At 72.0% G+C, this 23,046-nt stretch carries 24 protein-coding genes and 1 riboswitch; of the genes, 6 read left to right on the top strand and 18 right to left on the bottom strand.

Annotated elements, in window-relative coordinates; genetic code table 11:
* The gene (locus tag AB0E05_RS12495) at window positions 1-753 is read right to left on the bottom strand and encodes an MBL fold metallo-hydrolase (RefSeq protein ID WP_361962233.1); all 753 of its coding nucleotides are present in this window, start codon (window positions 751-753) and stop codon (window positions 1-3) included.
* Window positions 754-962: 209 nt separating this feature from the next.
* On the opposite strand from AB0E05_RS12495, the gene AB0E05_RS12490 reads away from it, so the two are divergent.
* Window positions 963-1,421: a type II toxin-antitoxin system PemK/MazF family toxin gene (locus tag AB0E05_RS12490; protein ID WP_361962231.1), complete on the top strand. Its 459-nt coding sequence runs from the start codon at window positions 963-965 to the stop codon at window positions 1,419-1,421.
* A 343-nt stretch (window positions 1,422-1,764) separates the two neighbouring features.
* Here the strand turns inward: AB0E05_RS12490 and AB0E05_RS12485 are convergent, their stop codons facing one another.
* The 10 genes from AB0E05_RS12485 to clpS form a co-directional block, all read right to left on the bottom strand.
* On the bottom strand, window positions 1,765-2,715 hold the full coding sequence (locus AB0E05_RS12485; protein ID WP_361962229.1) for a cysteine synthase: 951 nt from the start codon (window positions 2,713-2,715) through the stop codon (window positions 1,765-1,767).
* 5 nt (window positions 2,716-2,720) lie between these two features.
* The gene (locus tag AB0E05_RS12480; RefSeq protein WP_361962227.1) at window positions 2,721-3,008 is read right to left on the bottom strand and encodes a MoaD/ThiS family protein; all 288 of its coding nucleotides are present in this window, start codon (window positions 3,006-3,008) and stop codon (window positions 2,721-2,723) included.
* Window positions 3,009-3,147: 139 nt separating this feature from the next.
* Complete coding sequence (locus AB0E05_RS12475; RefSeq protein ID WP_361962225.1) at window positions 3,148-3,252, bottom strand: putative leader peptide; 105 nt, start codon at window positions 3,250-3,252, stop codon at window positions 3,148-3,150.
* Window positions 3,253-3,348: 96 nt separating this feature from the next.
* Entirely contained in the window at window positions 3,349-4,149 is an 801-nt protein-coding gene (locus AB0E05_RS12470; RefSeq protein ID WP_361962223.1) for an ABC transporter ATP-binding protein, read from the bottom strand.
* Window positions 4,146-5,135 carry an iron ABC transporter permease gene (locus tag AB0E05_RS12465; RefSeq protein WP_361962521.1) on the bottom strand — a complete coding sequence of 330 codons (990 nt, stop codon included), beginning with the start codon at window positions 5,133-5,135 and terminating at the stop codon, window positions 4,146-4,148. Before AB0E05_RS12465 ends, AB0E05_RS12470 begins: the two co-directional genes overlap by 4 nt.
* 122 nt (window positions 5,136-5,257) lie before the next feature.
* Window positions 5,258-6,259, bottom strand: a complete 1,002-nt coding sequence (locus AB0E05_RS12460; RefSeq protein ID WP_361962221.1) for an ABC transporter substrate-binding protein — start codon at window positions 6,257-6,259, stop codon at window positions 5,258-5,260.
* A 37-nt stretch (window positions 6,260-6,296) separates the two neighbouring features.
* Window positions 6,297-6,442: riboswitch (cobalamin riboswitch) on the bottom strand.
* Between the two features lie 45 nt (window positions 6,443-6,487).
* Entirely contained in the window at window positions 6,488-6,910 is a 423-nt protein-coding gene (locus tag AB0E05_RS12455) for a M67 family metallopeptidase (protein ID WP_361962219.1), read from the bottom strand.
* A 90-nt stretch (window positions 6,911-7,000) separates the two neighbouring features.
* Window positions 7,001-8,458: an amino acid permease gene (locus AB0E05_RS12450; protein WP_361962217.1), complete on the bottom strand. Its 1,458-nt coding sequence runs from the start codon at window positions 8,456-8,458 to the stop codon at window positions 7,001-7,003.
* A 390-nt stretch (window positions 8,459-8,848) separates the two neighbouring features.
* Window positions 8,849-9,481: a DUF2017 domain-containing protein gene (locus AB0E05_RS12445; RefSeq protein WP_361962215.1), complete on the bottom strand. Its 633-nt coding sequence runs from the start codon at window positions 9,479-9,481 to the stop codon at window positions 8,849-8,851.
* A complete protein-coding gene (gene clpS, locus AB0E05_RS12440; RefSeq protein WP_361534833.1) occupies window positions 9,481-9,795 on the bottom strand; it encodes an ATP-dependent Clp protease adapter ClpS in 315 nt (104 codons plus the stop codon). Before clpS ends, AB0E05_RS12445 begins: the two co-directional genes overlap by 1 nt.
* 180 nt (window positions 9,796-9,975) lie before the next feature.
* Here clpS and AB0E05_RS12435 point away from each other — a divergent pair, with 180 nt between their 5' ends.
* Together AB0E05_RS12435 and AB0E05_RS12430 are read left to right on the top strand one after the other, a co-directional pair.
* On the top strand, window positions 9,976-11,304 hold the full coding sequence (locus AB0E05_RS12435) for a nicotinate phosphoribosyltransferase (RefSeq protein ID WP_361962212.1): 1,329 nt from the start codon (window positions 9,976-9,978) through the stop codon (window positions 11,302-11,304).
* Window positions 11,305-11,502: 198 nt separating this feature from the next.
* Complete coding sequence (locus tag AB0E05_RS12430; protein ID WP_361962210.1) at window positions 11,503-12,084, top strand: isochorismatase family protein; 582 nt, start codon at window positions 11,503-11,505, stop codon at window positions 12,082-12,084.
* Window positions 12,085-12,481: 397 nt separating this feature from the next.
* On the opposite strand, the gene AB0E05_RS12425 is transcribed toward AB0E05_RS12430, so the two are convergent.
* Together AB0E05_RS12425 and AB0E05_RS12420 are read right to left on the bottom strand one after the other, a co-directional pair.
* On the bottom strand, window positions 12,482-12,784 hold the full coding sequence (locus tag AB0E05_RS12425; protein ID WP_361962208.1) for a hypothetical protein: 303 nt from the start codon (window positions 12,782-12,784) through the stop codon (window positions 12,482-12,484).
* Between the two features lie 124 nt (window positions 12,785-12,908).
* Window positions 12,909-15,356, bottom strand: coding sequence for an immune inhibitor A domain-containing protein (locus tag AB0E05_RS12420; protein ID WP_361962206.1), 2,448 nt, complete (start codon window positions 15,354-15,356; stop codon window positions 12,909-12,911).
* Window positions 15,357-15,741: 385 nt separating this feature from the next.
* Here AB0E05_RS12420 and AB0E05_RS12415 point away from each other — a divergent pair, with 385 nt between their 5' ends.
* Window positions 15,742-16,023: a hypothetical protein gene (locus AB0E05_RS12415; RefSeq protein ID WP_361962204.1), complete on the top strand. Its 282-nt coding sequence runs from the start codon at window positions 15,742-15,744 to the stop codon at window positions 16,021-16,023.
* Here the strand turns inward: AB0E05_RS12415 and AB0E05_RS12410 are convergent.
* Together AB0E05_RS12410 and AB0E05_RS12405 are read right to left on the bottom strand one after the other, a co-directional pair.
* Window positions 16,020-16,832, bottom strand: a complete 813-nt coding sequence (locus AB0E05_RS12410; protein ID WP_361962202.1) for an RDD family protein — start codon at window positions 16,830-16,832, stop codon at window positions 16,020-16,022. The genes AB0E05_RS12415 and AB0E05_RS12410 overlap by 4 nt on opposite strands.
* A gap of 89 nt (window positions 16,833-16,921) precedes the next feature.
* Complete coding sequence (locus tag AB0E05_RS12405; RefSeq protein WP_361962200.1) at window positions 16,922-18,304, bottom strand: RDD family protein; 1,383 nt, start codon at window positions 18,302-18,304, stop codon at window positions 16,922-16,924.
* A gap of 251 nt (window positions 18,305-18,555) precedes the next feature.
* On the opposite strand from AB0E05_RS12405, the gene AB0E05_RS12400 reads away from it, so the two are divergent.
* Window positions 18,556-19,041, top strand: coding sequence for an SsgA family sporulation/cell division regulator (locus tag AB0E05_RS12400; RefSeq protein WP_361962198.1), 486 nt, complete (start codon window positions 18,556-18,558; stop codon window positions 19,039-19,041).
* Between the two features lie 16 nt (window positions 19,042-19,057).
* Here AB0E05_RS12400 and AB0E05_RS12395 read toward each other — a convergent pair whose 3' ends face one another.
* A complete protein-coding gene (locus tag AB0E05_RS12395; protein ID WP_361962196.1) occupies window positions 19,058-19,450 on the bottom strand; it encodes a VOC family protein in 393 nt (130 codons plus the stop codon).
* A 131-nt stretch (window positions 19,451-19,581) separates the two neighbouring features.
* Window positions 19,582-20,544, bottom strand: coding sequence for an AraC family transcriptional regulator (locus AB0E05_RS12390; RefSeq protein WP_361962194.1), 963 nt, complete (start codon window positions 20,542-20,544; stop codon window positions 19,582-19,584).
* 82 nt (window positions 20,545-20,626) lie between these two features.
* Between AB0E05_RS12390 and AB0E05_RS12385 the strand changes: the two genes are divergently transcribed.
* Complete coding sequence (locus tag AB0E05_RS12385) at window positions 20,627-21,472, top strand: NAD(P)H-binding protein (RefSeq protein WP_361962192.1); 846 nt, start codon at window positions 20,627-20,629, stop codon at window positions 21,470-21,472.
* 80 nt (window positions 21,473-21,552) lie between these two features.
* Here the strand turns inward: AB0E05_RS12385 and AB0E05_RS12380 are convergent, their stop codons facing one another.
* Window positions 21,553-23,043, bottom strand: coding sequence for an FAD-linked oxidase C-terminal domain-containing protein (locus AB0E05_RS12380; protein WP_361962190.1), 1,491 nt, complete (start codon window positions 23,041-23,043; stop codon window positions 21,553-21,555).
* Between the last annotated feature and the right edge of the window lie 3 nt (window positions 23,044-23,046).

Genomic DNA, 23,046 nt, shown 5'->3' with positions numbered 1-23,046 from the left:
TCAGACGGTGTACGTCCGACCGGTCGCCGCCAGCTCCACCGGGCCGTCGTACACCGCGCGCGCGTCCGCCGCGTTGCGCTCGCCGTCCGTCCACGGCGGGATGTGCGTCAGCACCAGCTGCCCCGCGCCGGCGCGCTGCGCGTGCTCACCGGCCTCGCGCCCGTTGAGGTGCAGCCCGGGGATGTCCTCCTTGCCGTACGTGAAGGACGCCTCGCACAGGAAGAGGTCGGCCCCCTCCGCGAGCTCGTGCAGCTGATCGCAGACGCCGGTGTCCCCGGAGTACGCCAGCGTCCGCCCGCCGTGCTCCAGCCGGATGCCGTACGCCTCCACCGGGTGCGCCACCCGCTCGGTGCGCACCGAGAACGGGCCGATGTCGAAGTTGCCCGGCTTCAGCGTGTGGAAGTCGAAGACCTCGCTCATCGAGGACGCGGAGGGGGTGTCGGCGTACGCCGTGGTGAGCCGGTGCTCGGTGCCCTCCGGCCCGTACACGGGCAGCGGGTCGCAGCGACCGCCGTCGTGGCGGTAGTAGCGGGCGACGAAGTAGCCGCACATGTCGATGCAGTGGTCGGCGTGCAGATGGCTGAGGAAGATCGCGTCGAGGTCGTACAGACCGATGTGGCGCTGCAGCTCGCCCAGGGCGCCGTTGCCCATGTCGAGGAGCAGCCGGAAGCCGTCGGCCTCGACGAGGTAGCTCGAACAGGCCGATTCCACGGACGGGAACGACCCCGAGCAGCCGACGACGGTGAGCTTCATGGAGCTGTGACCTCCGTGGACGGGGAGGGTGGCGGTGACTGGGTCGTGCGGTCCGTTGAGCGTAAAGCGCAAAACCGGCGCCCGCTCCTCCAGGGAGGGGCGTTGTGGGGGAACTCACCTGCCCTGTCACCGATTCGGCGGGCGCGCGACCGCACGGGCCGGCGCACGCAGGTCGTGCGGGGCGCCGAGGCCGTCTGTACGGTCGAGGGGTGAACTCGTCGTGGTGGTTCTTCCTGGGCGGCCTGGTGGTGCTGCTGGCGCTGGTCGTGGCACTGGTGGACGCGCGCGGGCGGACGCCGGCGAGGCGCGCGCCGGCGGGCCGCAAGCGCCCGCCGGGACGGCCCGCGCCCCTGCGCCGCGGCCGGCCGAAGCCAGGCGAGATCTGGTGGGCGGACGTCCCCTACGAGGACGGCCCCGGCTCGAAGGACCGCCCCTGTCTGGTGCTGTCCGTACGGGCCGGCTCGGCGCGGGTCGCGAAGATCACGACGCGTGGGGACGGCCGGGCGGGCGTGATCCCGCTGCCGCCGGGGACGGTGGGCGACGCGCAGGGTCGCCCGAGCTTCCTGGAGACGGACGAGGTGCGGGTGGTCCGCGTCTCGGCTTTCCGCCGCCGCGCGGGGGTCCTCCCGCGCGCCTTGTGGGCGCGCGTCCCCCACCTGGACGCGTAGCCCTTGCGGCTGCGCCCCTGACGCCCCCACGGTTTCCCTCGCGGGAGGGTTCGGTCTCTGCGGCCCGTGGAGGGTTGCTCGCGCAGTTCCCCGCGCCCCTGTTTCGCTGCCCCCGTCACTTAGGTGCGGGCTGGGGCAGAGGTTTTTAGGGGCGCGGGGAACTGCGCGAGAAACCACAGACGGGCCGCAGAGACCAACGCTCCCGCGAGGGAGACGGCGGGTACGTCCAGGGGCGCGGGAAATCGCGGTGCTGCTGCGAGGGGTACGGCGGGCGCGGGCCGGGTGCGGAGGGAAAGGCGCGCGCCCGCCGAAGGAGCGGCGGGCGCGCGGAAACGGGGGCGGGCTACGCCCAGAGCTGGCCGCGGAGCGTGTCGATCGCCGCCTCCGTCGTCGGCGCCGTGTACACCCCCGTCGACAAGTACTTCCAACCCCCGTCGGCGACGATGAACACGACGTCCGCGCCCCGTCCCGCCTTCACCGCCTTGTTCGCCACCCCGATCGCCGCGTGCAGCGCGGCCCCCGTGGAGATGCCCGCGAAGATGCCCTCCTGCTGGAGGAGTTCCCTGGTGCGGGCCACCGCGTCCGCGGAGCCCACCGAGAAGCGGGTGGTGAGGACGGACGCGTCGTACAGCTCGGGGACGAAGCCCTCCTCCAGGTTCCGCAGCCCGTAGACGAGGTCGTCGTACCGCGGCTCCGCCGCGACGATGCCCACGTCCGGCACGTGCTCGCGCAGATAGCGGCCGACGCCCATCAGCGTGCCCGTGGTCCCGAGCCCGGCCACGAAGTGGGTGACGGAGGGGAGGTCGGCGAGGATCTCGGGCCCGGTGGTGGCGTAGTGCGCACCGGCGTTCGCGGGGTTGCCGTACTGATAGAGCATCACCCACGAGGGGTTCTGCTCGGCCAGCTCCTTGGCGACCCGGACCGCGGTGTTGGAGCCGCCGGCCGCGGGGGACGGGATGATCTCCGCGCCCCACATGGCCAGCAGCTGCCGCCGCTCCTCGCTCGTGTTCTCCGGCATCACGCAGACGATGCGGTAGCCCTTGAGCTTCGCCGCCATCGCCAACGAGATGCCGGTGTTCCCGGAGGTGGGCTCCAGGATCGTGCAGCCCGGGGTGAGGCGGCCGTCCTTCTCCGCCTGCTCGATCATGTGCAGCGCGGGGCGGTCCTTGATCGAGCCGGTGGGGTTGCGGTCCTCCAGCTTGGCCCAGATCCGGACCTCGTCGGACGGCGACAGCCGCGGCAGGTGCACCAGCGGGGTGTTGCCGACGGCCGCGAGCGGGGAGTCGTAACGCATCGCCGTCAGCGCATTCCGCCGGCGACGGCCGGCAGGATGGTGATGCTGTCGCCGTCGGAGAGCTCGGTGGAGATGCCGTCCAGGAAGCGGACGTCCTCGTCGTTGAGGTAGACGTTCACGAAGCGGCGCAGCTGGTCGCCGTTCGCCTTGTCCACGATGCGGTCCTGGATGCCCGCGTGGCGGGTTTCGAGGTCGGCGAAGAGTTCGGCGAGGGTGGTCCCGTTGCCCTCGACGGCCTTGGCACCGTCGGTGTAGGTGCGGAGGATGGTCGGAATGCGGACCTCGATGGCCATGGTGTGGACTCCAGTCGACAGTCGTTGAGGCGGTGGCGCGCGGGGCGTCGGACGCGGCTCGTCCTCCGCGCGGTGGGGCGGGCGTTCCAGGGAGCGTGGGGCCGGCGGGCGCTGGCCCGACGACCGGGTGCGGACGCGCTCAGGTACAGATCGCGCTGGCGAGGCGACACAGGTCGACATGCAGCCGCGCCACGAGCAGCACGGTGCCGCCCGGCGTCTTGTCGCGCATGTCGTGGAGAACCATGCGGTCATCGTATCGATTCCCGCCCCCCGGTCCGGAATGTGATCTCGCATCCCGGACCGGTTCCGCCCACTGACTGGACAACCGCCTCGGCGGCGGTCAGCCGGGGAGGTAGGTGACGACGGGTGCGCCGGTGCTCGGATGGACCGCGACCTCGGCCTTCACCCCGTAGACCTCGGCGAGCAGGTGCGGGGTCAGGACCGCGCCGGGCGGCCCGGCGGCGACGACCCGGCCGGCGCTGAGCACGTACAGACGGTCGCAGTAGTACGCGGCGAGGTTGAGGTCGTGCAGCGCCAGCACGCTGGTGGTGCCCAGGTCCCGGATCAGCCCGAGGATGTCCAACTGGTACCGGATGTCCAGATGGTTGGTGGGTTCGTCGAGGACGAGGAGTTCGGGCCGCTGCACCAGCGCGCGGGCCACCAGGGCCCGTTGCCGCTCGCCGCCGGAGAGCGAGGGGAAGGACCGCTGGGCCAGGTCGGCGATGCCGAGCCGGGCGAGCGCCCCGTCCACGCTCCGGGCGTCCTCGGCCGTGTCCGCCGCCCAGAAGCGCTTGTGCGGGGCGCGGCCCATGAGGACGATCTCGCGCACCGTCAGCTCGAACTCGGGCCGGCTCTCCTGCGGCACGGTCGCCACCCGCCGGGCCCGCGCCTTGGGCGTGAGCGCGACGAGGTCGTCCGTACCGAGGTGGACCCGGCCGGCGGTGGGGCGCAGCGTGCCGTAGACGCAGCGCAGCAGGGTCGTCTTGCCGCTGCCGTTGGGGCCGACGAGGCCGATCGTCTCGCCGGGGCGGGCGTCGAGGTCGACGTCGGCGAGGAGGGCGCGCCCTTCCACGGCGTACGACAGGGCCCGTACGACCAGCCCATCCCCCGCGGTGCCGCCCGGTGCGGTCGCGTCGGTCATGCCGGGGCTCCTTCCCGGTGGCGGGAGTGCATCAGCCACAGGAACAGCGGTCCGCCGATGAGTGCGGTGAGCACCCCGACGGGCACGTCCTGCGGGGCGACGAGGGTACGGGCGCCGAGGTCGGCGACGACGAGGGCGACCGCTCCGCACAGCGCCGCGACGGGCAGCAGCGCCCGGTGGGCGGCGCCGACGAGGAGGCGGGCGGCGTGCGGGACGATCAGCCCGATGAAGCCGACGGCGCCGCTCGCGGCGACCATGACCGCGGTGACCAGGGAGACGAGGACGAAGACGGCGGCGCGGAAGCGCGCGACGTCGAGGCCGAGCACGGTCGCGCCCTCCTCCCCCACCAGCAGCAGGTCGAGCGGGCGGGCGAGCGCCAGCAGCAGCGGCAGGGCCAGCGCGATGACGAGGGCGGGCAGCCACAGGGTGTCCCAGCGGGCGCTGCCGAGGCCGCCGAGGGACCAGTACAGGGCTTCGCGGAAGTGCTCGGGCCGGGAGGAGGAGACGAGCACGAGGGTGGTGAGGGCGCTGAAGACGTAGCTGATGGTGACGCCGGCGAGGACGAGTCGGGTGCCGGTCATCGAGCCGCCGCGGCGCGCCAGCGCGTACACCAGGACCATGGCGGCCAGCGCCCCGACGAAGGCGCCGGCGGGCAGGGCGAGGGTCGTGGTGACGCCGATGCCGAGGGTGAGCACGACGACGGCGCCGGTGGACGCGCCGGAGGAGATCCCGAGCAGGAAGGGGTCGGCGAGCCGGTTGCGCACGAGGGCCTGGAGGACCACGCCGACGACGCCGAGCCCGGCGCCGACGAGGGCGCCGAGCACGACGCGTGGCAGTCGCACGTCGATGACGACGGTCCGCAGGGGGCTGGGCTCCGCGCCGGGCAGCAGCGCGGCGACGACCTCCCCGGGCGGGATGCGTACGGAGCCGAGCGCCAGGGCCGCGACCACGGCGGCGGCCAGCGCCAGCAGCAGGCCGGCCGTCACGGCGCCGAAGCGGAGCCGGGAGGTGGTGGCCGGCTTCGTCCCGACGGCCGCGGTCGGGGTGGCGGCGGCGGGCGAGCCCTGAAGGGGGCCCGCGGTCGCGTCCTGCACGGCCTTCGGACCCGTCACCGGGCGAGCTGCGGGGCCAGCTTGGCGATCGCGTCCGGTGCGCGCACGCCGACGACCGCGTCGGACAGCGGCAGGACGGCGAACTTCTTGTTCTTCACCGCCGGTACGTCCTTCAGCGCCGGGTCCTTCAGCAGGCGCTGCTTCTTCTGCTCGACCGTCGTGGCGCCGTAGTCGTAGATCACGATGACCTCCGGCTTGCGGGCCACGACCTGCTCCCAGCTGGCGTCGCCGAAGCTCTTGTCGATGTCGGAGAAGACGTTGTGCCCGCCGGCGCGGGTGATCAGCTCGTTGCCGATGCCCTTGCCGCCGACGGTGAAGGCGGTCTTGTCGCCGCTGTCGTAGACGAAGACGGGCACGGGGGCGGTCTTGGCCTTCGCGCGGTCGGCCTCGGTCCTGGCGACCGTGGCGCGGGCTCCGGCTATCCACTTCTGTGCGCGGTCGCCGACGCCGAAGGTGCGGGCGACCTCGTCGACCTCGCGGTACACGTCGTCCATGCTGGTGCGCTGCCTGGTGCAGTACTCCAGGTTCAGCCGGGTCTCGATGCCCGCCTTCTTCAGGTCCTCGCGGGTGCGGCCGTCCTTGGCGTCGAAGGCGCTGCCGTAACCGCCGTACACGAAGTCCGGGTTGAGGGAGAGCAGCTTCTCCTTGGACGGGTACTCCTTGGCGGCCACCGGGATCGACTCGTACGCCTCGCGGTAGCGCGGCAGGACCTGGTCGTCGAGGAAGGCGGTGCCGACGAGGGACTTCTCCAGGCCCAGCTCCAGCATGATCTCGGTGACGTGCTGGTTCATGGTGACGGCCCGCTTCGGGGGCGCCTGGTAGGTCGTCTTCACGCCGCAGTTGTCGACGGTGTACGGGAATCCGGCGACGGGCGCGCGCCCGGCCTTGGGGTCGGGGCTCGGGTGGGTCGAGCAGGCCGTGGCCGTGAGGGCGAGCGGGAGCAGGGCGGTGGCGGCGACGAACGCGCGACGGCGGGTCGACCGGGGCTGCCGGGACATGCGTGGTCCTCCTCCGGGGATTTCCACGTCCCCTGGGTGTGGGAGAAGGGCGGCGGGTCAGTTCCTGACTGACGGCGGCGCACCGCGCGCAAGGCGTGGTGAACCGTTTCGCTCACAGTGGCGGGACCGCGCCGGACTCGCACCGGCTTCCTGGGGCCCACCGCCCGTGTTCTGTTGTCGAGTCCTAGAGATACGTCGAGAGGCGCCTCGGCGTCCAGGAGTTCCGGATCAGTATGCGGGTACGACCTGGATCTCCTCCTCGGTGATCTCCCCGTCCACGATCCGGAACGAGCGGAACTGGAACGGCCCCGCGTCGTCGGTGTCCGCGGTGGAGACGAGGACGTAGTGCGCGCCCGGCTCGCTGGCGTAGCTGACGTCGGTGCGGGAGGGGTACGCCTCGGTCGCGGTGTGCGAGTGATAGACGATCACCGGCTCCTCGTCCCGGTCGTCCATCTCGCGGTAGAGCTTCAGCAGGTCGGCCGAGTCGAACTCGTAGAAGGTGGGCGAACGGGCCGCGTTCAACATGGGGATGAAGCGCTCGGGCCGCCCGCTGCCCTCGGGGCCCGCGACCACGCCGCACGCCTCGTCGGGGTGGTCGGCACGGGCGTGCGCGACGATCCGGTCGTACAGGTCCTGGGTGAGGGTCAGCATGTCGATCAGGATATGCGTCCGTCCGCATGACGGAAGGGCCGGTCCGCACCCCGTCGGGTGCGGACCGGCCCCTGTCCACATCGTGGACGGTCAGCCGTCCTGCTTGGCCCGCTCGCGCCTGACGAAGGCCGCGCCCTGCGGGTTCTTCGCCCGCAGCACCAGATACGACACCCCCAGCACCAGCGCCCACACCGGCGCCGCGTACAGGGAGATCCGGGCGTCCTCGTCGATGCCCATCAGCACGATCACCATGCCGATGAAGGCGAGGGCGAACCAGCTCGTCCAGGGCGCTCCGGGGGCCTTGAAGGGGGAGGCCGGCGCCTCGCCCCTGGCCACCTTGGACCGGTAGACGATGTGGCTGACCAGGATCATCACCCAGGCCCACATGCCGGAGATGGTCGCGAAGGAGACGATCTTGTGGAAGGCGTCGCCGGGCCACTGGTAGTTGATCCACACGCCGATCAGCATCAGACCGGCGGAGAAGGTCGTCCCGATCAGCGGGGTGCCGCGGCTGGTGAGCTTGGTGAAGGCCTTCGGGCCCTGGCTGTTGAGCGCCAGGTCGCGCAGCATCCGGCCGGTGGAGTACATCCCGGAGTTGCAGGACGACAGCGCCGCGGTGAGCACCACGAAGTTCACGATGCCGGCGCCGACCTGGAGGCCCATCTGGTCGAAGGCGGCGACGAACGGCGAGACCCCGGGCTCGAAGGTGGTCCAGGAGACCACCGACAGGATCATGATCAGCGCACCGACGTAGAAGACGGCGATGCGCCACGGCACGGTGTTGATCGCCTTGGGCAGGTTCTTCTCCGGGTCCTTGGACTCGCCGGCGGTGACGCCGACCAGCTCGACCGCGAGGAAGGCGAACATCACGATCTGGAGGGTCATCAGGGTGCCGCCGATGCCCTTGGGGAAGAAGCCGCCGTCCTCCCACAGCAGGGTGACGGAGGCGGTGTCGCCGGCGTCGGAGAAGCCGAGGGTGAGGATGCCGGCGCAGATCAGGATCATGCCGACGATGGCGGTGACCTTGATCATGGAGAACCAGAACTCTATTTCCCCGAAGAGCTTCACGGAGATCAGGTTCGCCAGGTAGAGCACGATCGTGAAGGCGAGGGCCGAGATCCACTGCGGGATGTCGAACCAGTACGTCATGTACTCGGCGGCGGCGGTGACCTCGGTCATTCCGGTCACGACCCAGAACAGCCAGTACGTCCAGCCGGTGGCGAAGCCCGCGAAGGGGCCGACGAACTCGCGCGCGTACTCGGAGAAGGACCCCGAGACCGGGCGGTACATCAGCAGTTCGCCGAGCGCCCGCATGATGAAGAAGATGACCACGCCCGCGATGGCGTAGGCGAGGATGAGGCTGGGCCCGGCCTTGGAGATGCCCTTGCCGGCGCCGAGGAAGAGGCCGGTGCCGATGGCACCGCCGATGGCGATCATCTGGATCTGTCGGGCCCCGAGTCCGCGGTGGTAACCCTGGTCCTCGGCGGCGGTTCCCTGCGGCGGTCCGCTCTGCCCGTCGTGCTTGTCGTCGATCTGCACCGACGTCATGTGGTGCGCCCTTTCTCCATGCCGATCCGCGTCGCCCGCCCCCCGGCGTGCGGCTGCGGACCAGTTCCTGATCCCCCCGGATGTGGATGGAGTGCCACCGGCGATCCGCCGGTCCAAGCGCCACCGGGGGCATGGGTGGCGCCCCTGGCGGTCGTGAAGATCTATCACGGTGTTGACGAGGATCGAACGGGCCGATTGTGGCGCACCGCACAGCGAGAACCGGACAAAACGCGCCCCGGGGCGGCAAAGCACCCCGGGGCGGTGACGGAACCGTTATTCGGAATTGAGCGTCCGTTGAGCGAACGACCGAACGGACGGACGGTCGTCGCGCGGACCGGGCACGGGACGCACCCGGGGCCACCCCCGGGGCCCTTCGCGGGCCGCGGGAAGTCAGCCCATCAGGGTCTCGACCAGGGTCTCCTGGAGCACCCCGAGCCAGAGGTACGCCATGACCATCGGCTTGCGCGGATCGGAGTCCGGCAGCTGGTACAACCCGCCGGTCGGGTCGCCCCCTGCTCCCCCTTCGTCGTCTTCGGCGATCTCCAGCCGGGTGCCGATGGTCAGCCGCAGGTCGTTCAGCGTGCCGAGCCAGCACCGGGCGTCGTCGGGGGTCAGCTCCAGCACCGCGCCGGCTTCGCCCGCTCCGGCGAGCGAGTCCAGCGCGCGGACCATCGCGAAGGCGTTCTGCCGCTTGCCGGTGCGCAGGTCGTTCTCGGTGAAGCGGCGGAACTCGGCGGAGGCGGCGCGCAGTTCCTCCTCTTCGGCCTCGCTCTTGGATCCGGACTCCGTTGACGGGCCCCGGTAGGCGTCCGGGAACAGCCGGGCGAGCGCCGGATCGGAGGGGGCCTCGCTCGGCCCCTCGGCGAACAGCGCTGCCAGCGGGTCCTCGCCCTCGACCGGTTCGTCACCGGGCCCTATCAGCTCCATGAGCTGGACCGCGAGGGAGCGCAGGATGGAGACCTCGACGTCGTCGAGCGCGATGGCCGCACCGCCGCCGGGCACGGGCTCGAAGTGTCCCGGCATCAGCCGCGGTCCTGGGTCAGGGTGGCCCACAGGCCGTAGCCGTGCATCGCCTGGACGTCGCGTTCCATCTCCTCGCGGGTGCCGCTGGAGACGACGGCGCGCCCCTTGTGGTGGACGTCGAGCATCAGTTTGCGCGCCTTGTCCTTGGAGTATCCGAAGTACGCCTGGAAGACATAGGTGACGTAGCTCATCAGATTGACCGGGTCGTTGTGGACGAGCGTCACCCACGGCACGTCCGGCTCGGGGACGGCGAAGCTCTGCTCCGCCGACTCGGGGCGTTCGATCTCAGTGGGAGCAACACTCACCTGATCCATGCTGCCACTCACGGCGACGGATCGCACAAACGGGCATCCCATTTCGTCACTCTGACGAAATGTGGGGTAGCATCCTGGCCATGGCCGGATCGGCGTGGATCGCTTGGTGGATCCGGACGTTCCGGTGACAAGTACTGCCACCTGCCGACAAATGCTGACGAAAGCGTGAGGTCGAGTCTTGTGAACCCCTCTGACCTGGGGCTACCGGTCGATGTGCCCTCCACCGCCCTCTTCACCGACCAGTACGAGTTCACGATGCTGCAAGCGGCCCTACGGGCGGGCACCGCACACCGTCACTCCGTCTTCGAGGTCTTCACCCGCCGACTGCCCGAGGGACGGCGCTACGGCGTCGTCGCCGGCACCGGTCGGGTGCTGGACGCCATCGAGAACTTCCGCTTCGACGAGGGCGTGCTCGCCTTCCTGCGCGAGCAGCGGATCGTGGACGCGGCGACGCTCGACTGGCTGGCGTCGTACCGCTTCCGCGGTGACGTGTGGGGCTACCCCGAGGGCGAGGTGTACTTCCCCGGCTCCCCGATCCTGCGCGTCGAGGGCACCTTCGCCGAGTGCGTCCTGCTGGAGACGGTGATCCTCTCCATCCTCAACCACGACTCGGCGATCGCGGCGGCGGCCTCCCGGATGTCCACCGCGGCCGGCGGGCGGCGGCTGATCGAGATGGGGGCGCGGCGCACCCACGAACTCGCCGCGGTGGCCGCGTCCCGCGCGGCGTACGTCGGCGGCTTCGACTCCACCTCGGACCTGGCGGCCGGCTTCCGCTACGGCATCCCCACGGTCGGCACCAGCGCGCACGCCTTCACGCTGCTGCACGACAGCGAGCGCGACGCCTTCCGGGCCCAGGTCGACTCGCTGGGGCGGGGCACCACCCTGCTGGTGGACACCTACGACGTCGCCGAGGCCGTCCGCACGGCGGTGGAGATCGCCGGCCCCGAGCTGGGCGCGGTGCGCATCGACTCCGGCGACCTGCTGCTGGTCGCGCACCGGGTCCGGCAGCAGCTCGACGAGCTGGGCGCCCGCGACACCCGGATCACGGTCACCTCCGACCTGGACGAGTACGCCATCGCCTCGCTGGCTGCGGCGCCGGTGGACGCGTACGGCGTCGGCACCCAGCTGGTCACCGGCAGCGGACACCCCACCTGCTCCATGGTCTACAAGCTCGTCGCCCGCGCCCGCTCGACCGAGCCGGACGCCCCGCTGGAGCCGGTGGCGAAGAAGTCGCTCGGCGCGAAGGCGTCCGTCGGCGGTCGCAAGTGGGCGGCGCGCCGGCGGGACGCGGAGGGCGTCGCGGAGGCGGAGGTGCTGGGCACCGGCCCGGTGCCGGACCGCCTCGCGGACGACCAGCTGCTGGTGGAGCTGGTCCGCGGCGGCGAGGTCGTGGCCCGCGAGCCCCTCGACGTGCCCCGGGAACGCCATCGGACGGCCCGGGCGGCACTCCCGCTGTCCGCGACCCAGCTCTCGCGCGGCGAGCCGGTGCTGCCGACGGAGTACGCGTGAGCGCACGCGCGTGAAAGCCGGGGCCGGTGACGTGTGGTCCGCGGCGGCGCGGGGACGCTTCCCTTGGGAAGGGTGCCAGCGCCCGCGCCGGCTGTGAGCATCCCGTAGACCTGTCCCCACGCCCCTCCCGTGCGGCGGCCCGAGTCCCTAGGCTCGGGCGGCACCGCCCCCGCCCTCGACCCCAGAAGGACACCCGCCATGCACCGCGCCTTGATCGTCGTCGACGTCCAGAACGACTTCTGCGAAGGCGGCAGCCTCGCGGTGGCGGGGGGTGCGGAGGTCGCGGCGGCGATCACCGAGCTGATCGGGGAGGGCACGGGGTACCGCCACGTGGTGGCCACCCGCGACCACCACGTCGACCCCGGCGACCACTTCTCCGACACCCCCGACTACGAGACGTCCTGGCCCGTCCACTGCGTCGCCGGCACGGAGGGCGCGGGCTTCCACCCGAACTTCGCCCCCGCGATCGCCTCGGGCGCGATCGACGCCGTCTTCGACAAGGGTGCGTACGCGGCGGCGTACAGCGGCTTCGAGGGCGCGGACGAGAACGGCACGGGCCTGGCGGCGTGGCTGCGGGAGCAGGGCGTGACGGAGGTGGACGTGGTGGGCATCGCGACGGACCACTGCGTGCGGGCGACGGCGCTGGATGCAGTGAGGGAAGGTTTCGCCACGCGGGTGTTGCTGGACCTGACCGCGGCGGTCTCCAAGGACCGCACCACCCGGGTCCTCCCCGAACTCCGCGATGCCGGCATCGCCCTCACGGGCGACCCCGTGGTGTGACCCCGCGCCTTCCTGCAAGCAAGGATGCGCACATTTCAGCCCGCCGGTGATTGAGGCGCGGGGTTCGGGGCGGAGCCCCGACGAAGGGCCGGGCGCATTCGGTTGCCCCGGGTCTCGGCAGCCCGGCCGCTCGCGAGGCGCGGCCACTCGTCGGGGGCCAGCCCCCGAACCCCCGCGCCTCAATCGCCGGCGGGGCTGTTTTTGCTGACCCTGACCCGCGGGGTGCGGGCACCCCAGCCGCCTCAATCGCCGGCGAGGCTGTTCTTGCTGACCCTGACCCGCGGGGTGCGGGCACCCCAGCCGCCTCAATCGCCGGCGAGGCTGTTTCTGCTGACCCTGGCCCGCGGGGTGCGGCGGCTCCGGCGCCTCAATCGCCGGCGGGGCTGAATGCGCGCAGCTAGGCGCAGCGGCTGGCGCGGAAGGGGTGCCACAGGCCGCGGGGGGACGCCGTCTGGAGGCGCCAGAGGAGGCCGTCGGGGTGGTGGAGCACCGCCGTGATCTCGTCCGGCGTCGGCGGCTCCGCGTTCCCCCGCAGATACACCGACCGCAGCCCCAGGTTCCGCAGTCGCGTCAGCGCCCGCGCCCGGTTCCCCGCATGCACCAGATACCTCGCCGGGCTCCCGTCACCCAGTGGGCTCGGCAGGCTCACGGCGACGACGACGGTGCCGTTCGGCAGCTTGCTGAAACCTCCGCCGGACATGCTGCAACAACTCCCCCGTGGGTCGGTGTGTCAATAAGGGTCGGTCATCACGCACCTAAACACGATCGGCCGTCGCCCGCCAGGGGGCAACGGCCGATCAAGCTCTGACCTGCTATTTCACCAATTACTTGGTCGACGGACCAACCTTCACGGTGATCGTTTCACCGCTCCGGGGCTCCTTCACGATCGAGATCTTGGTGTTGGTGTCAGTTACCTTCACGCTTCCCGTGGGGTTCTCCGCGTACCAGTAGGTGCCCTTGCGGTCGTCGAAGACGCCACGCCCCGGCTTCGCCGGGATCTTGGTCGGGACGCCCGCCTTGTGCAGGGTGAAGCCGTCGTACGGACGCGTCGTGAACGTCGCGTCGAACGCCTGGATGCGGTTGCGGATCACGCTACCGTCCGCCCACTTCATCGGCTCGGGATTCGCGTCGATCGGCAGGATCTGACCGGTGCCGGGGTGGACGCCGGTGTTGTTGTCCCGCTGGAAGGTGTCCCAGAGCCAGATCATCAGGCCGTTCTGGTACGGGTAGTGCTCCACCCAGCGGTTCAGCGGCGCGTTGAAGCCGAAGTTGTACGGGCCGACCTTCAGGCCCTTGTCGTACGAGACGTACTGCCGGTTCTCGGCGATGTAGTACTGCTCGTAGTCCTTGGTGAAGGACTCCCCGATGCGGGTGAAGCCCTTCGCGGTCCAGCCCGCCGCGCCGTTCTCCGCGCCGTCGGTGACCAGGGCCGCGCCGTCCGCCTTGACGGTGATCGCGTCCGCGGTGAAGCCCTTCTCCGCGGTCGCGCCGTCCGTGCGGTACTGGAAGCGGAGGTCGATCTTCTTGCCGGCGTACGCGTCCAGCGGGTACACGAGCGCCGCGTGCGCGCCGGAGCGGCCGGTCAGCGCGGGCTTGTTGCTGGAGTCCCGGGTGATCGGCTTGCCGCCCGCGGTGCCGTCGATCGGCGTCCAGTTCGCGCCGCCGTCGGTGGAGACCTCGGTGTAGAGGTAGTCGTAACCCCGCTCGATCTGCCACCACGCCGTGAGTTCCAGCGAGGCCGTGGACTTGCCGGTGAGGTCGACGCTGCGGGTCAAGGTGGAGCGCAGGTCGTCGCCCATGTCGCTCCACCACTGGAGGTTGCCCTCCGCCGGCTTCACGACCGGTGTGGTGCCCGGCTTCTTCGGCAGTTCGACGACCAGCGCCTGGGGCCGACGGGTGTTGTACGCGGCGACCCCGAGGGTGTGCGTGGAGTCCGTCGCCGCCTTGGCCTTGGTGTAGTTGAGCCAGCCGAGTTGCAGCTTGTCCCAGGCGGTCATGTCGCCGGGCAGGTCGCCGATGGCGCCCTGCCCGCGGCCCAGCCACGAGCCGGAGGACATCAGGCTCCAGTAGCCGGTGGAGTTCTCGCCGCGCCCGGAGTAGTCGTACAGGTCGGGCAGTCCGAGGTCGTGGCCGTACTCGTGGGCGAAGACGCCGAGCCCGCCGTTCTCGGGCTGGACGGTGTAGTCGCCGACCCAGATGCCGGTGTTGCCGATCTGGGCACCGCCGGCCTTGTTGTTCGCGGGGCCGGTGCGGCCGTTGTCGGTGCCGTACGCGTACCAGCGGTGCGCCCAGATGGCGTCCGTGCCCTGCGCGCCGCCGCCGGCGGACTCGTCCTCGCCGGCGTGCACGAACTGGAAGTGGTCGATGTAGCCGTCCGACTCGTTGAAGTCGCCGTCGTTGTCGAAGTCGTAGCGGTCCCAGACGTCGTACTGCTTGAGGTCCGCGACGATCTGCTCGTTCGTGCGCCCCCGGGCCTGCTGGTCGGCCACCCACGCGTTGACGCCGTCGCGGACCGCGTCCCAGACGTTCTCGCAGTTGTTCTCGCCGCAGTAGTTCGAGCCGTAACGGGCCTCGTTGTACTCGACCTTGACCCAGTCGGAGACCGTGCCCGCCACGGAGTAGCGGCCCGACGACGCCTTCTCGAAGTACGTCTTCACGGACTGCTTCGGCTGCCCCTTGGCGTCCTTGCCGGTGCCGAAGTAGAGGTCCTGGAAGTGCTGGCGGTTGTAGTCCGCCCTCCAGTCCGTGGCGTTGTCCTTGGTGCGGTCCGGCTGCTTGATCGCGTTGTGGGCCGGGCCGGGGGTGCCGCCGTACTTGGTGATCGGCTGCTCGGGGCCCTCCGGGCCGTCCGGGTCGTACGTCGTGGTGTTGTCGACCTTGTCGCCGAACTCCACCAGGATCGTGAAGATCTTGTCGGTCTTCTCCCGGCCCAGCTCGACGTACTTCCCCTTGTCGAGCTTGACGACCTTGGAGGCGCCGCGCCGCTCCACGGCCTTGTCCCCGGACATCACCGCTTCCAGGGCGCTGGCGCGCTGCGCCTCCTGCTGCTTGCTGAACGGACCGTCGAGGTCGTGGTCCACGTGGTCCCGCTGGGGTGCCGGGTCGTGCCGCTCGACGGTGCTCGCCCCGGCGGTCGGCCGGGGTGCCCGGTCCTCCGCCTGGGCGGTGGTGAGGGCCGACGCCGCCGCGGTGGTCGCGGCGAGCGCGACGAAGACCGCGGACGCCCTGACGGCGCGCCTGCCGGTGCGTCTGCCGGTGTTCTTGGTGGTCACGTGTGGAAAGTCCTCCCCCGCGCCCCGGTGCCCGGATCCAGTGGGTGTGGTGGGGCGGTCCGGGTGTGGGGTCGCGTCTCAAGTGACGGCATTCGACCGTAGGTGCGAGAGAAAACCAAGACCTTGACTTGGACACACCAACTGCACTATGTACAAGCCGAGTTCCGATATCCGGACGGCGGTCGGTCGTGGCGGGCGCATCGGAGCGGCCGACGGAGGGGTGGCATGAATCCGTGCGCCCCCCGTGCACCGGCGGCGTGCAGGACGTCACGCTTATCGCCGATTCCCCGAGGGCATCCAGGACCGTAGAGTCACTTGACAGTGCGACCGCGTTGAGCGACACCCCCCGACCTGTTTCCCCCATCTGTAGAGGATGGAAACCGTGATGCCGCGTCCGACTGCCGCACAGCTCGCCTCCGGTTCGGCGACCGTCGTCCTCTCGGCGCTCGCCCTCCTGCTCTTCACCCGTACCTCGCACGCCCTCGGGGTGGCCGCCATCGGCGTGGCCTCGATGGCCCTCGGACTCCTGGTGTGCGCCGCGCTGCCGATGGGCCGGGCGGTGCGGGGCGCCCGTGCGCGCGGCGCGGCGCCGTCGCAGCGCCCAGCCGCGACGACGCCGGCCGAACGGACCCGCGTGGGAGCCGGAGCGGATTCCCGAAGCCGTTAGGTACCGGTTCCGACGTCGCCCGTCCTCGTCACCGGCCCTTCGGGGACGGTCACCACCACGGTCTTGGCCGCCTTGTCGTGCAGCCCCTGTCGGTACGGCTTGTCCGCGATGATCGTGATGATGATGACGAGCCACCAGACGCAGAAGCAGCAGACCAGCCCGGGCACCCAGAGGACGGCCGCGCGGATCAGCGACGCCCCCGTGTCCGGGGTGCTGCCGTCGCTGAGCATCGCCACCCGCAGCTTCAGCAGCCGCTTGCCCACGGTCTGACCGCTCTTCTTGACCATCAGGGTGTCGTAGGCGACGTACGCGACCAGTGAGATCAGCGACCAGAGCCACTGACGGCCGGTGTTGACCTGGTTGGCGACGTCGTCCCAGTCGCTGCCGTCCCCATTGGTGCCCCACCCCACCAGCAGGGAGATCACGAAGAGCGGCACGAAGATGATCAGCGCGTCGATGACGCGGGCCGCGAAGCGCCGGCCGAAGTCGGCGAGCGGGGGCATGCCGGCGAGGGGGTCGGGGGCCCCGCCGTACGGGCCGCCGCCGTAGGGCCCCTGGTCGTACGGCGAGCCCGGCGGCGGGGTGCCGCCCGCGCTGCTGCCGTACGGACCGCCCTGACCCGCACCGCCGTAGGGACCGCCGCCCTGACCCGGTCCGTACGGGGAGCCGGGCGGGGGCCCCTGCGGAGGCGGTGGGGGCGGTCCCGGCGGCGGCTGCTGCGGCGGTTCGCCGCCGCCCGGCCCGCTCGGCTCAGGCGGCTGCTTGCGGAACGGGTCGTCTCCGGAGGGCGGCGGCTGGTCGTTGCTCATGTGGGCAGTGCAACCCGCGGCCGGGACCCCCGCAAAAGGACGCACGCCGTTCGGGGGACCCCGGCTGATGCGGACTCAGCCGACCGGGCTCAGCCGCGGACGAAGGTGTGCGCCACCTTGTCGTGCCAGCACTGGCGCCACGGCCGGTCGATGAGGCACCACAGGACGTTCACCACGCCGAGCACGACCAGCCCGAGCCCGCCGTACACGAGCCAACGGCGCAGCGCGGCACCGAACGGCGGCGGCTCGTGCGACTCGATGTCCACCACGGAGATGCCGAGGAGCTTCTTGCCGAGGGTGTGCCCCCACTTGGCCGTCGGCAGCGCCTCGTACAGGGCGCCGAGGACGAGGAAGGCGACGAGGACGATGCCGAACTGGACCGCCGTGGTGCCGTCCAGGAGCCAGACGGTGACCGTCTCGCCGGACTGCTTCGCCGCCGTGATCTTGCCGTCGACGTGGTCGAGGGCGCTGGTCACGAGGGGGACGGCGATCGCGCTGAGGACTGCGCCCAGGAGGACGCTGTCGATCAGCCGGGCGGCGATCCGTCGGCCGAGCGGCGCGGGACGGGCGGCGGCCTGGGCCTGCGCGATGGCGAGGAAGGGGTCGTTGACCGGCGGCTTCCAGGGCACGACGGCGGGTTCGGCGTCGCCGTCCTGGGCGAGCTGGTGCACCTGCTGGGCCCAGGACGCCGAGCCGCCGCCTGGACCGTCCGTCACCGGCGGCTGGGGCTGGGGCCGGGCCTGCGGCTGGACCTGCTCGGGGACCAGGGGCTGCGCCGGGGCGGGCGCGGGTGCCTGCGCCCGCGCCGGAGGCAGGGGCTGCGGCTGGGACGTCGGCTGCGCGTTCGGCGGCTGCGCGGCCCTGGGGCGTACGGCACGAATGGTCACGGTGCTGTCCGTCACGGGTCGCTCCGCGGGACGCTCCTCAGCAGCGGGGGCAGCGTCCGGCCGCCGGCCGGCAGCGGCGGACCGCACACCGGGCAGCGCCCCGCCCGTGGGGTCCCCGCCCTGCTCCGGAATCCGCGGATCCGCTCCGGCGCCCGCGCCGCCCCAGGCCACCCGACCGCCCGGTGCGCCCTGGAAGCCGCTCTGCCGCGAGGAGTCCGCCTGCCACGCGCTCGCCGGCTCCGGCCGCGGGGGTTCCTCGACCGGATCCTCGTCCAGGAACACCGGCCCGGTCTCCTCGACCGCCGACGGTTCCGCCGCGGCCTCCCGCTGGCCCCTCGCCCCTCCCGTTTCGACGGCCGACGCGGCGGGCGTCGCCGGAGCGGCAGGAGTGACGGGAGGGGCCAGCGGGACGGATTGCTCGGGCGCCGCCGCCGTCGTCGTCTGGTCCTCCTTGGGTGCGGGCCGACTCGTACCGGGCACCCAGGACGCACCGTTCCAATACCGGACGTATCCAGGAATGGAAGGGTCGGGGTAGTACCCGGGCGCAGGACTGCCGTCGCCGCCGTTCGGGGTTGGGGCGCTCATCACCGTGGTCCCGTATCTCCTCGCGAGCCTCGTTCAACCCACCACATGTACCAGACGCTTGCACACCCCCGCGTCTGTCCTGCGGTAACGACCACCATCCGGTGTGTCCCGCGCCGCCCGTGCCGCCGGCGGGCGACGGGTGCGCCGGGGCCGGCGAAAAAAATATCTCCGAAGTCGCGTAATGGTCGGGCGGCAACCCGCTCTCACGTGTGTGGGCCCGTACCGGGGCCCTCGACGACGAGGGAGAGAACATGCACTCCGTGGTGGAACGCGAACTGGAACTCAGGCTGGTGCTGTCCCCGGAGCGGAGCGTCACCGTGCCCGCCCGGCTGTCCTACCGTTCCGACGACCCGTACGCCGTGCACGTCACGTTCCACATCGGCTCACAGAGCCCGGTCATGTGGACGTTCGCCCGGGAGTTGCTGGTGGAGGGGGTGTTCCGGCCGTGCGGGCACGGGGACGTGCGGATCTGGCCGACCAAGGCGGACGGGCGGAGCGTGGTGCTGATGGCGCTGAGTTCGCCGGACGGGGACGCGCTGCTCGAAGCGCCGTCCGCGCCGGTGTCGGCGTGGTTGGAGCGGACGCTGCGGGTGGTGCCGCCCGGGGAGGAGTGGGAGAACCTCGGCATTGACGACGGGATCGCCGGGCTGCTGGCCCACCACCCGGCCGACGGCCGCGCGGGGCGCGACCGGAGCGGGGCGCCGGCGGACGGTGAGCCGCGGGACGGCGATGCCTGACGGTCGCGCGGTGCGCTCAGGCCGCGGCGTCCCCTTCGTCCCGGGGCGCGGTCAGGAACTCCAGGTTGTGGCCGTCCGGGTCGTCGGCGTAGAAGCCCCGGCTGCCCTGCGTCAGATACGTCTCCCCGGGCTCCTTGTGCACCGGGTCGGCCCAGTAGGGCAGTCCGCGCTCGACGTACTTGGCGAGGATGCGTTCGAAGAGGTCGTCCGACACGCGGAAGGCGAGGTGCTGGGTGGTGACCTCGCCGCCTCCCTCGTAGTAGTCGAGCGTGGTGCCGCCCGCCAGTTCCAGGGCGGCGAACGGGCCGACGGCGGTCGGCTCGGGCGCCTCGATCAGTTCGGCGAGGAAGCGGGCTCCCCTGAAGCGGTCGCTGCTGTTGACGATCGTGTGGTCCAGGTGCGCGGTCACGGCTTCGCCATCTCCTTCTCGCTGGGGTGTGGTCGTCCTTCCACGGTAGGAGCGCGAAGTGCCGGGCAGCCATCGGGAATTGGCCCTAGGCCCGGGGGCCTGCGCGGGACCGGACGAGGCTTAGGGCCCGACTACGACGTGCCGTCACGGTGTGCTCGGTGGGCGGCGCGGTGCGCGGCGGGGGCGATGCCGCGCAGACGTTTGAACGCGACGCTCAGGGCGAAGGCGTTCGCGTACCCGACCCGACGGGCGACGGCCTCCACGGTGTCGTCCGTCGTCAGCAGCAGGTCGGCGGCGGTGTCGACGCGCCAGGACGCCAGGTACGCCATCGGGGGCTCGCCGACCTCCGCGGTGAAGTGGCGGGCGAGCGCGGCGCGGGAGACGCCGGTGCGGGCGGCGAGGCCCGCGACGGTCCAGCGGCGGGCGGGGTCGTCGTGGAGCAGCCGTAGGGCCGGGCCGACCGTGGGGTGGTCCCAGGCTCGGTACCAGGGCGGCGGCTGGGCGCCGGGGCGGTCGAACCAGGCGCGCAGGGCCGCGAGCAGCATCAGGTCGAGCAGTCGGTCGAGCACGGTGCGACGGCCGGGGCGGGCGGTCGCGACCTCCTGGGCGAGGAGTTCCAGCAGCGGGTGGCCGCACTGGGCGCCGGGGACGACGAAGACGTCGGGGAGGGTGCGCAGCAGTCGGTCGCTGATGCTGCCGGGGGCCTCGTACACCCCGCTGAGCAGCATCGCGGCGGGCTCGGGCGCATCGTCGTGCGGGGCTGGTGCCCCGGGCGGTGGGCAGTAGGCCGCGGCGGTCACCAGGGTCCGCGGCGCGGCACCCGGTTCGTCGGCGACCGTGTACGGCGCCCGGCCGCGCACCACCGCGACCGTGCCCTCGTCGACGGCCACGGGCTCGCCGCCGTCGGGCAGCAGCCAGCCCCGGCCGCGCACCATCGTCAGCAGCGTCAGCGGAGCGCCGCCCGCGAACCGCAGGGACCACGGCCCGTCCACGCAGGCGCACCGGAAGAGCGCACCGCGCGCCCGTACCCCGTCGAGCAGTTCGGCCAGGACGTCCACGCCGCCCGCATCCGCCGTTTCCGTACGCGTCACCATGACCGGACAGCGTAGACGCTGAGACATGGATGCGAGCCGGTGAGCCATGGAGCGTCTTCCGCCACCCGGTTTCACTGGGGGCATGACACAGCACACCATCCTCGTCCTCGGTGGCACGGGCACCACCGGCCGCCGCGTCGCCCGCCAGTTGGGGGAGCTGGGGCACTCCGTCCGGATCGGTTCGCGCTCGGCCGATCCGCGCTTCGACTGGGAGTCCGCCGCCACCTGGGACGCGGTGCTCGACGGCGTCGACGCCGTCTATCTCGTACCGTTCGACGGCGCCCTGCTCACCCGACCGTTCTTGGCGCGGGCCGAAGAGCGCGGGGTGCGGCGGATCGTCCTGCTGTCGGGGCGCGGCGTGGACGCGCCGGGGTACATGGACCTGTCGCAGCCGGCGGCGCGGACGCACGTCGACGGGGAGGCGGCGGTCCGGGCGACGCGTTCGCCGGAGTGGACCGTGGTGCGGCCGGGGTGGTTCGCGCAGAACTTCAGCGAGGGGTTCTTCCTGGACGCGGTGCGCTCGGGGGAGCTGAAGCTGCCCGGCGGGGACGGCGCCGCGTCGTTCGTGGACGCGGAGGACATCGCGGCGGTCGCGGTGGCCGCGCTCACCGAGGACGGGCACGCGGGACGCACGTACGAGCTGTCCGGGCCGCGGGCGCTGACCCTGGGCGAGGTGGCCGCGGAGATCTCCGCGGTATCGGGGCGCACGGTGCGCTACGCGCCGGTGGCACCGGTGGACTTCGTGGCCGAGATGACCGCGCGGGGGTGGTCGCGGGGGGACGCCGAGGGGTACGTGGAGATCCTCTCGCCGGTGCGGCGCGGCCTGGACGCGCACCTGTCCACGGGGGTGCAGGAGGCGTTGGGGCGGCAGCCGCGCGACTTCGCGGCGTTCGCTGCGGACGCGGCGGCGGCCGGCGCCTGGGTCTGATCGACGCCCGGGCCGGTCGGCGGCAGGTCGGGCCGCGGGGGCCGGCCTGCCGCGGGGCGGTGCGGGTCAGCACACGGGTTTCAGAACACCTTGCCCGGGTTCAGGATGCCCAGGGGGTCGAAGGTCCGTTTGATGCCCCGTTGCAACTCCACTCCCACCGGCCCCAACTCCCGCGCCAGCCACTCCTTCTTCAGCACCCCGACCCCGTGCTCCCCCGTGATCGTGCCGCCGAGTTCCAGTCCGAGCGCCATGATCTCGTCGAACGACTCGCGGGCGCGCCGGGTCTCGTCCGGGTCGGTGTGGTCGAAGCAGACGACGGGGTGGGTGTTGCCGTCGCCTGCGTGGGCGCAGACCCCGATCGTCAGTCCGTGCTTCTCGGCGATCGCGGCCGTGCCGTCGATCATCGCGCCCAGCCGGGAACGCGGTACGCACACGTCGTCGATCATCGTCGCCGACTTCACGGCCTCCAGCGCGGTCAGCGCCGTCCGCCGTGCCGCGAGGAGGAGTTCGGACTCGGCGACGGTGTCGGCGGGCACGACCCCGGTGGCGCCGGCGGCCGTGCACAGCTCGCCGACCGCGGCCAGGTCCGCCGTCGGGTCGGGGGTGTCGAACGCGGCCAGCAGCAGCGCCTCGGTGGTCTCCGGCAGGCCCGTCCGGCCGAGCGCGTTGACGGCGCGGACGGTGGTGGCGTCCATCAGCTCCAGCAGCGACGGCGCATGGCCGCGCGCCATGATCGCGCAGATGGCGTCGCAGGCCGCCGCCGCGCTCGGGAACTCGGCGGCGAGCACCAACTGCCGCGGCGGCTTGGGCTTCAGCGCCAGCACCGCCTTCACCACCACCCCCAGGCTGCCCTCGGAGCCCACGAACAGCCGGGTCAGGTCGTAGCCGGCGACGCCCTTCGCGGTGCGCCGGCCGGTGGTCAGCAGTCGGCCGTCGGCGAGGACGACGTCCAGGCCGAGGACGTACTCCGCGGTCACCCCGTACTTGACGCAGCACAGGCCGCCGGACGCGGTGCCGATGTTCCCGCCGATGGTGCAGGTCTCCCAGCTGGAGGGATCGGGCGGGTAGGACAGGCCGCGCTCCTCCACCGCGCGCGACAGCACGGCGTTCACCACGCCCGGCTCGACGACGGCGATCCGGTCCACCGGGCTGATCTCCAGGATGCGGTCCATCTTGACCAGCGACAGCACTATGCAGCCGTCGGTGGCGTTCGCCGCGCCCGACAGGCCGGTGCGGGCGCCCTGCGGGACGACGGGGACCCGCAGCGCGGTCGCGGTGCGCAGCACGTGCTGCACCTGCTCGACCGTGCGCGGCAGGACGACGACGGCGGGGGTGCCGGCGGCGCAGAAGCTCGCCATGTCCCGTCCGTACGAGACGGTGACGTCCGGGTCGGTGATCAGGGCTTCGGCGGGGAGGCCGGCGCGCAGCCGGTCGAGCAGGTCGCCGAGGTCCACGGCGTGGTCGGCGTCTTTGGCGCGGTCGGCGTCTCTGGCGTCGCCGAGGCCGTTGAGGTCGCCGAGGTCGTCAAGGTTGAGGTCGTCACCACGCGGCCGGTCGAGGGGCTCGTCCATGCG

The organism is Streptomyces sp. NPDC048057 (assembly GCF_040653095.1).
GTDB lineage: Bacteria > Actinomycetota > Actinomycetes > Streptomycetales > Streptomycetaceae > Streptomyces.
This window is presented reverse-complemented; position numbering and strand designations above follow the sequence as displayed.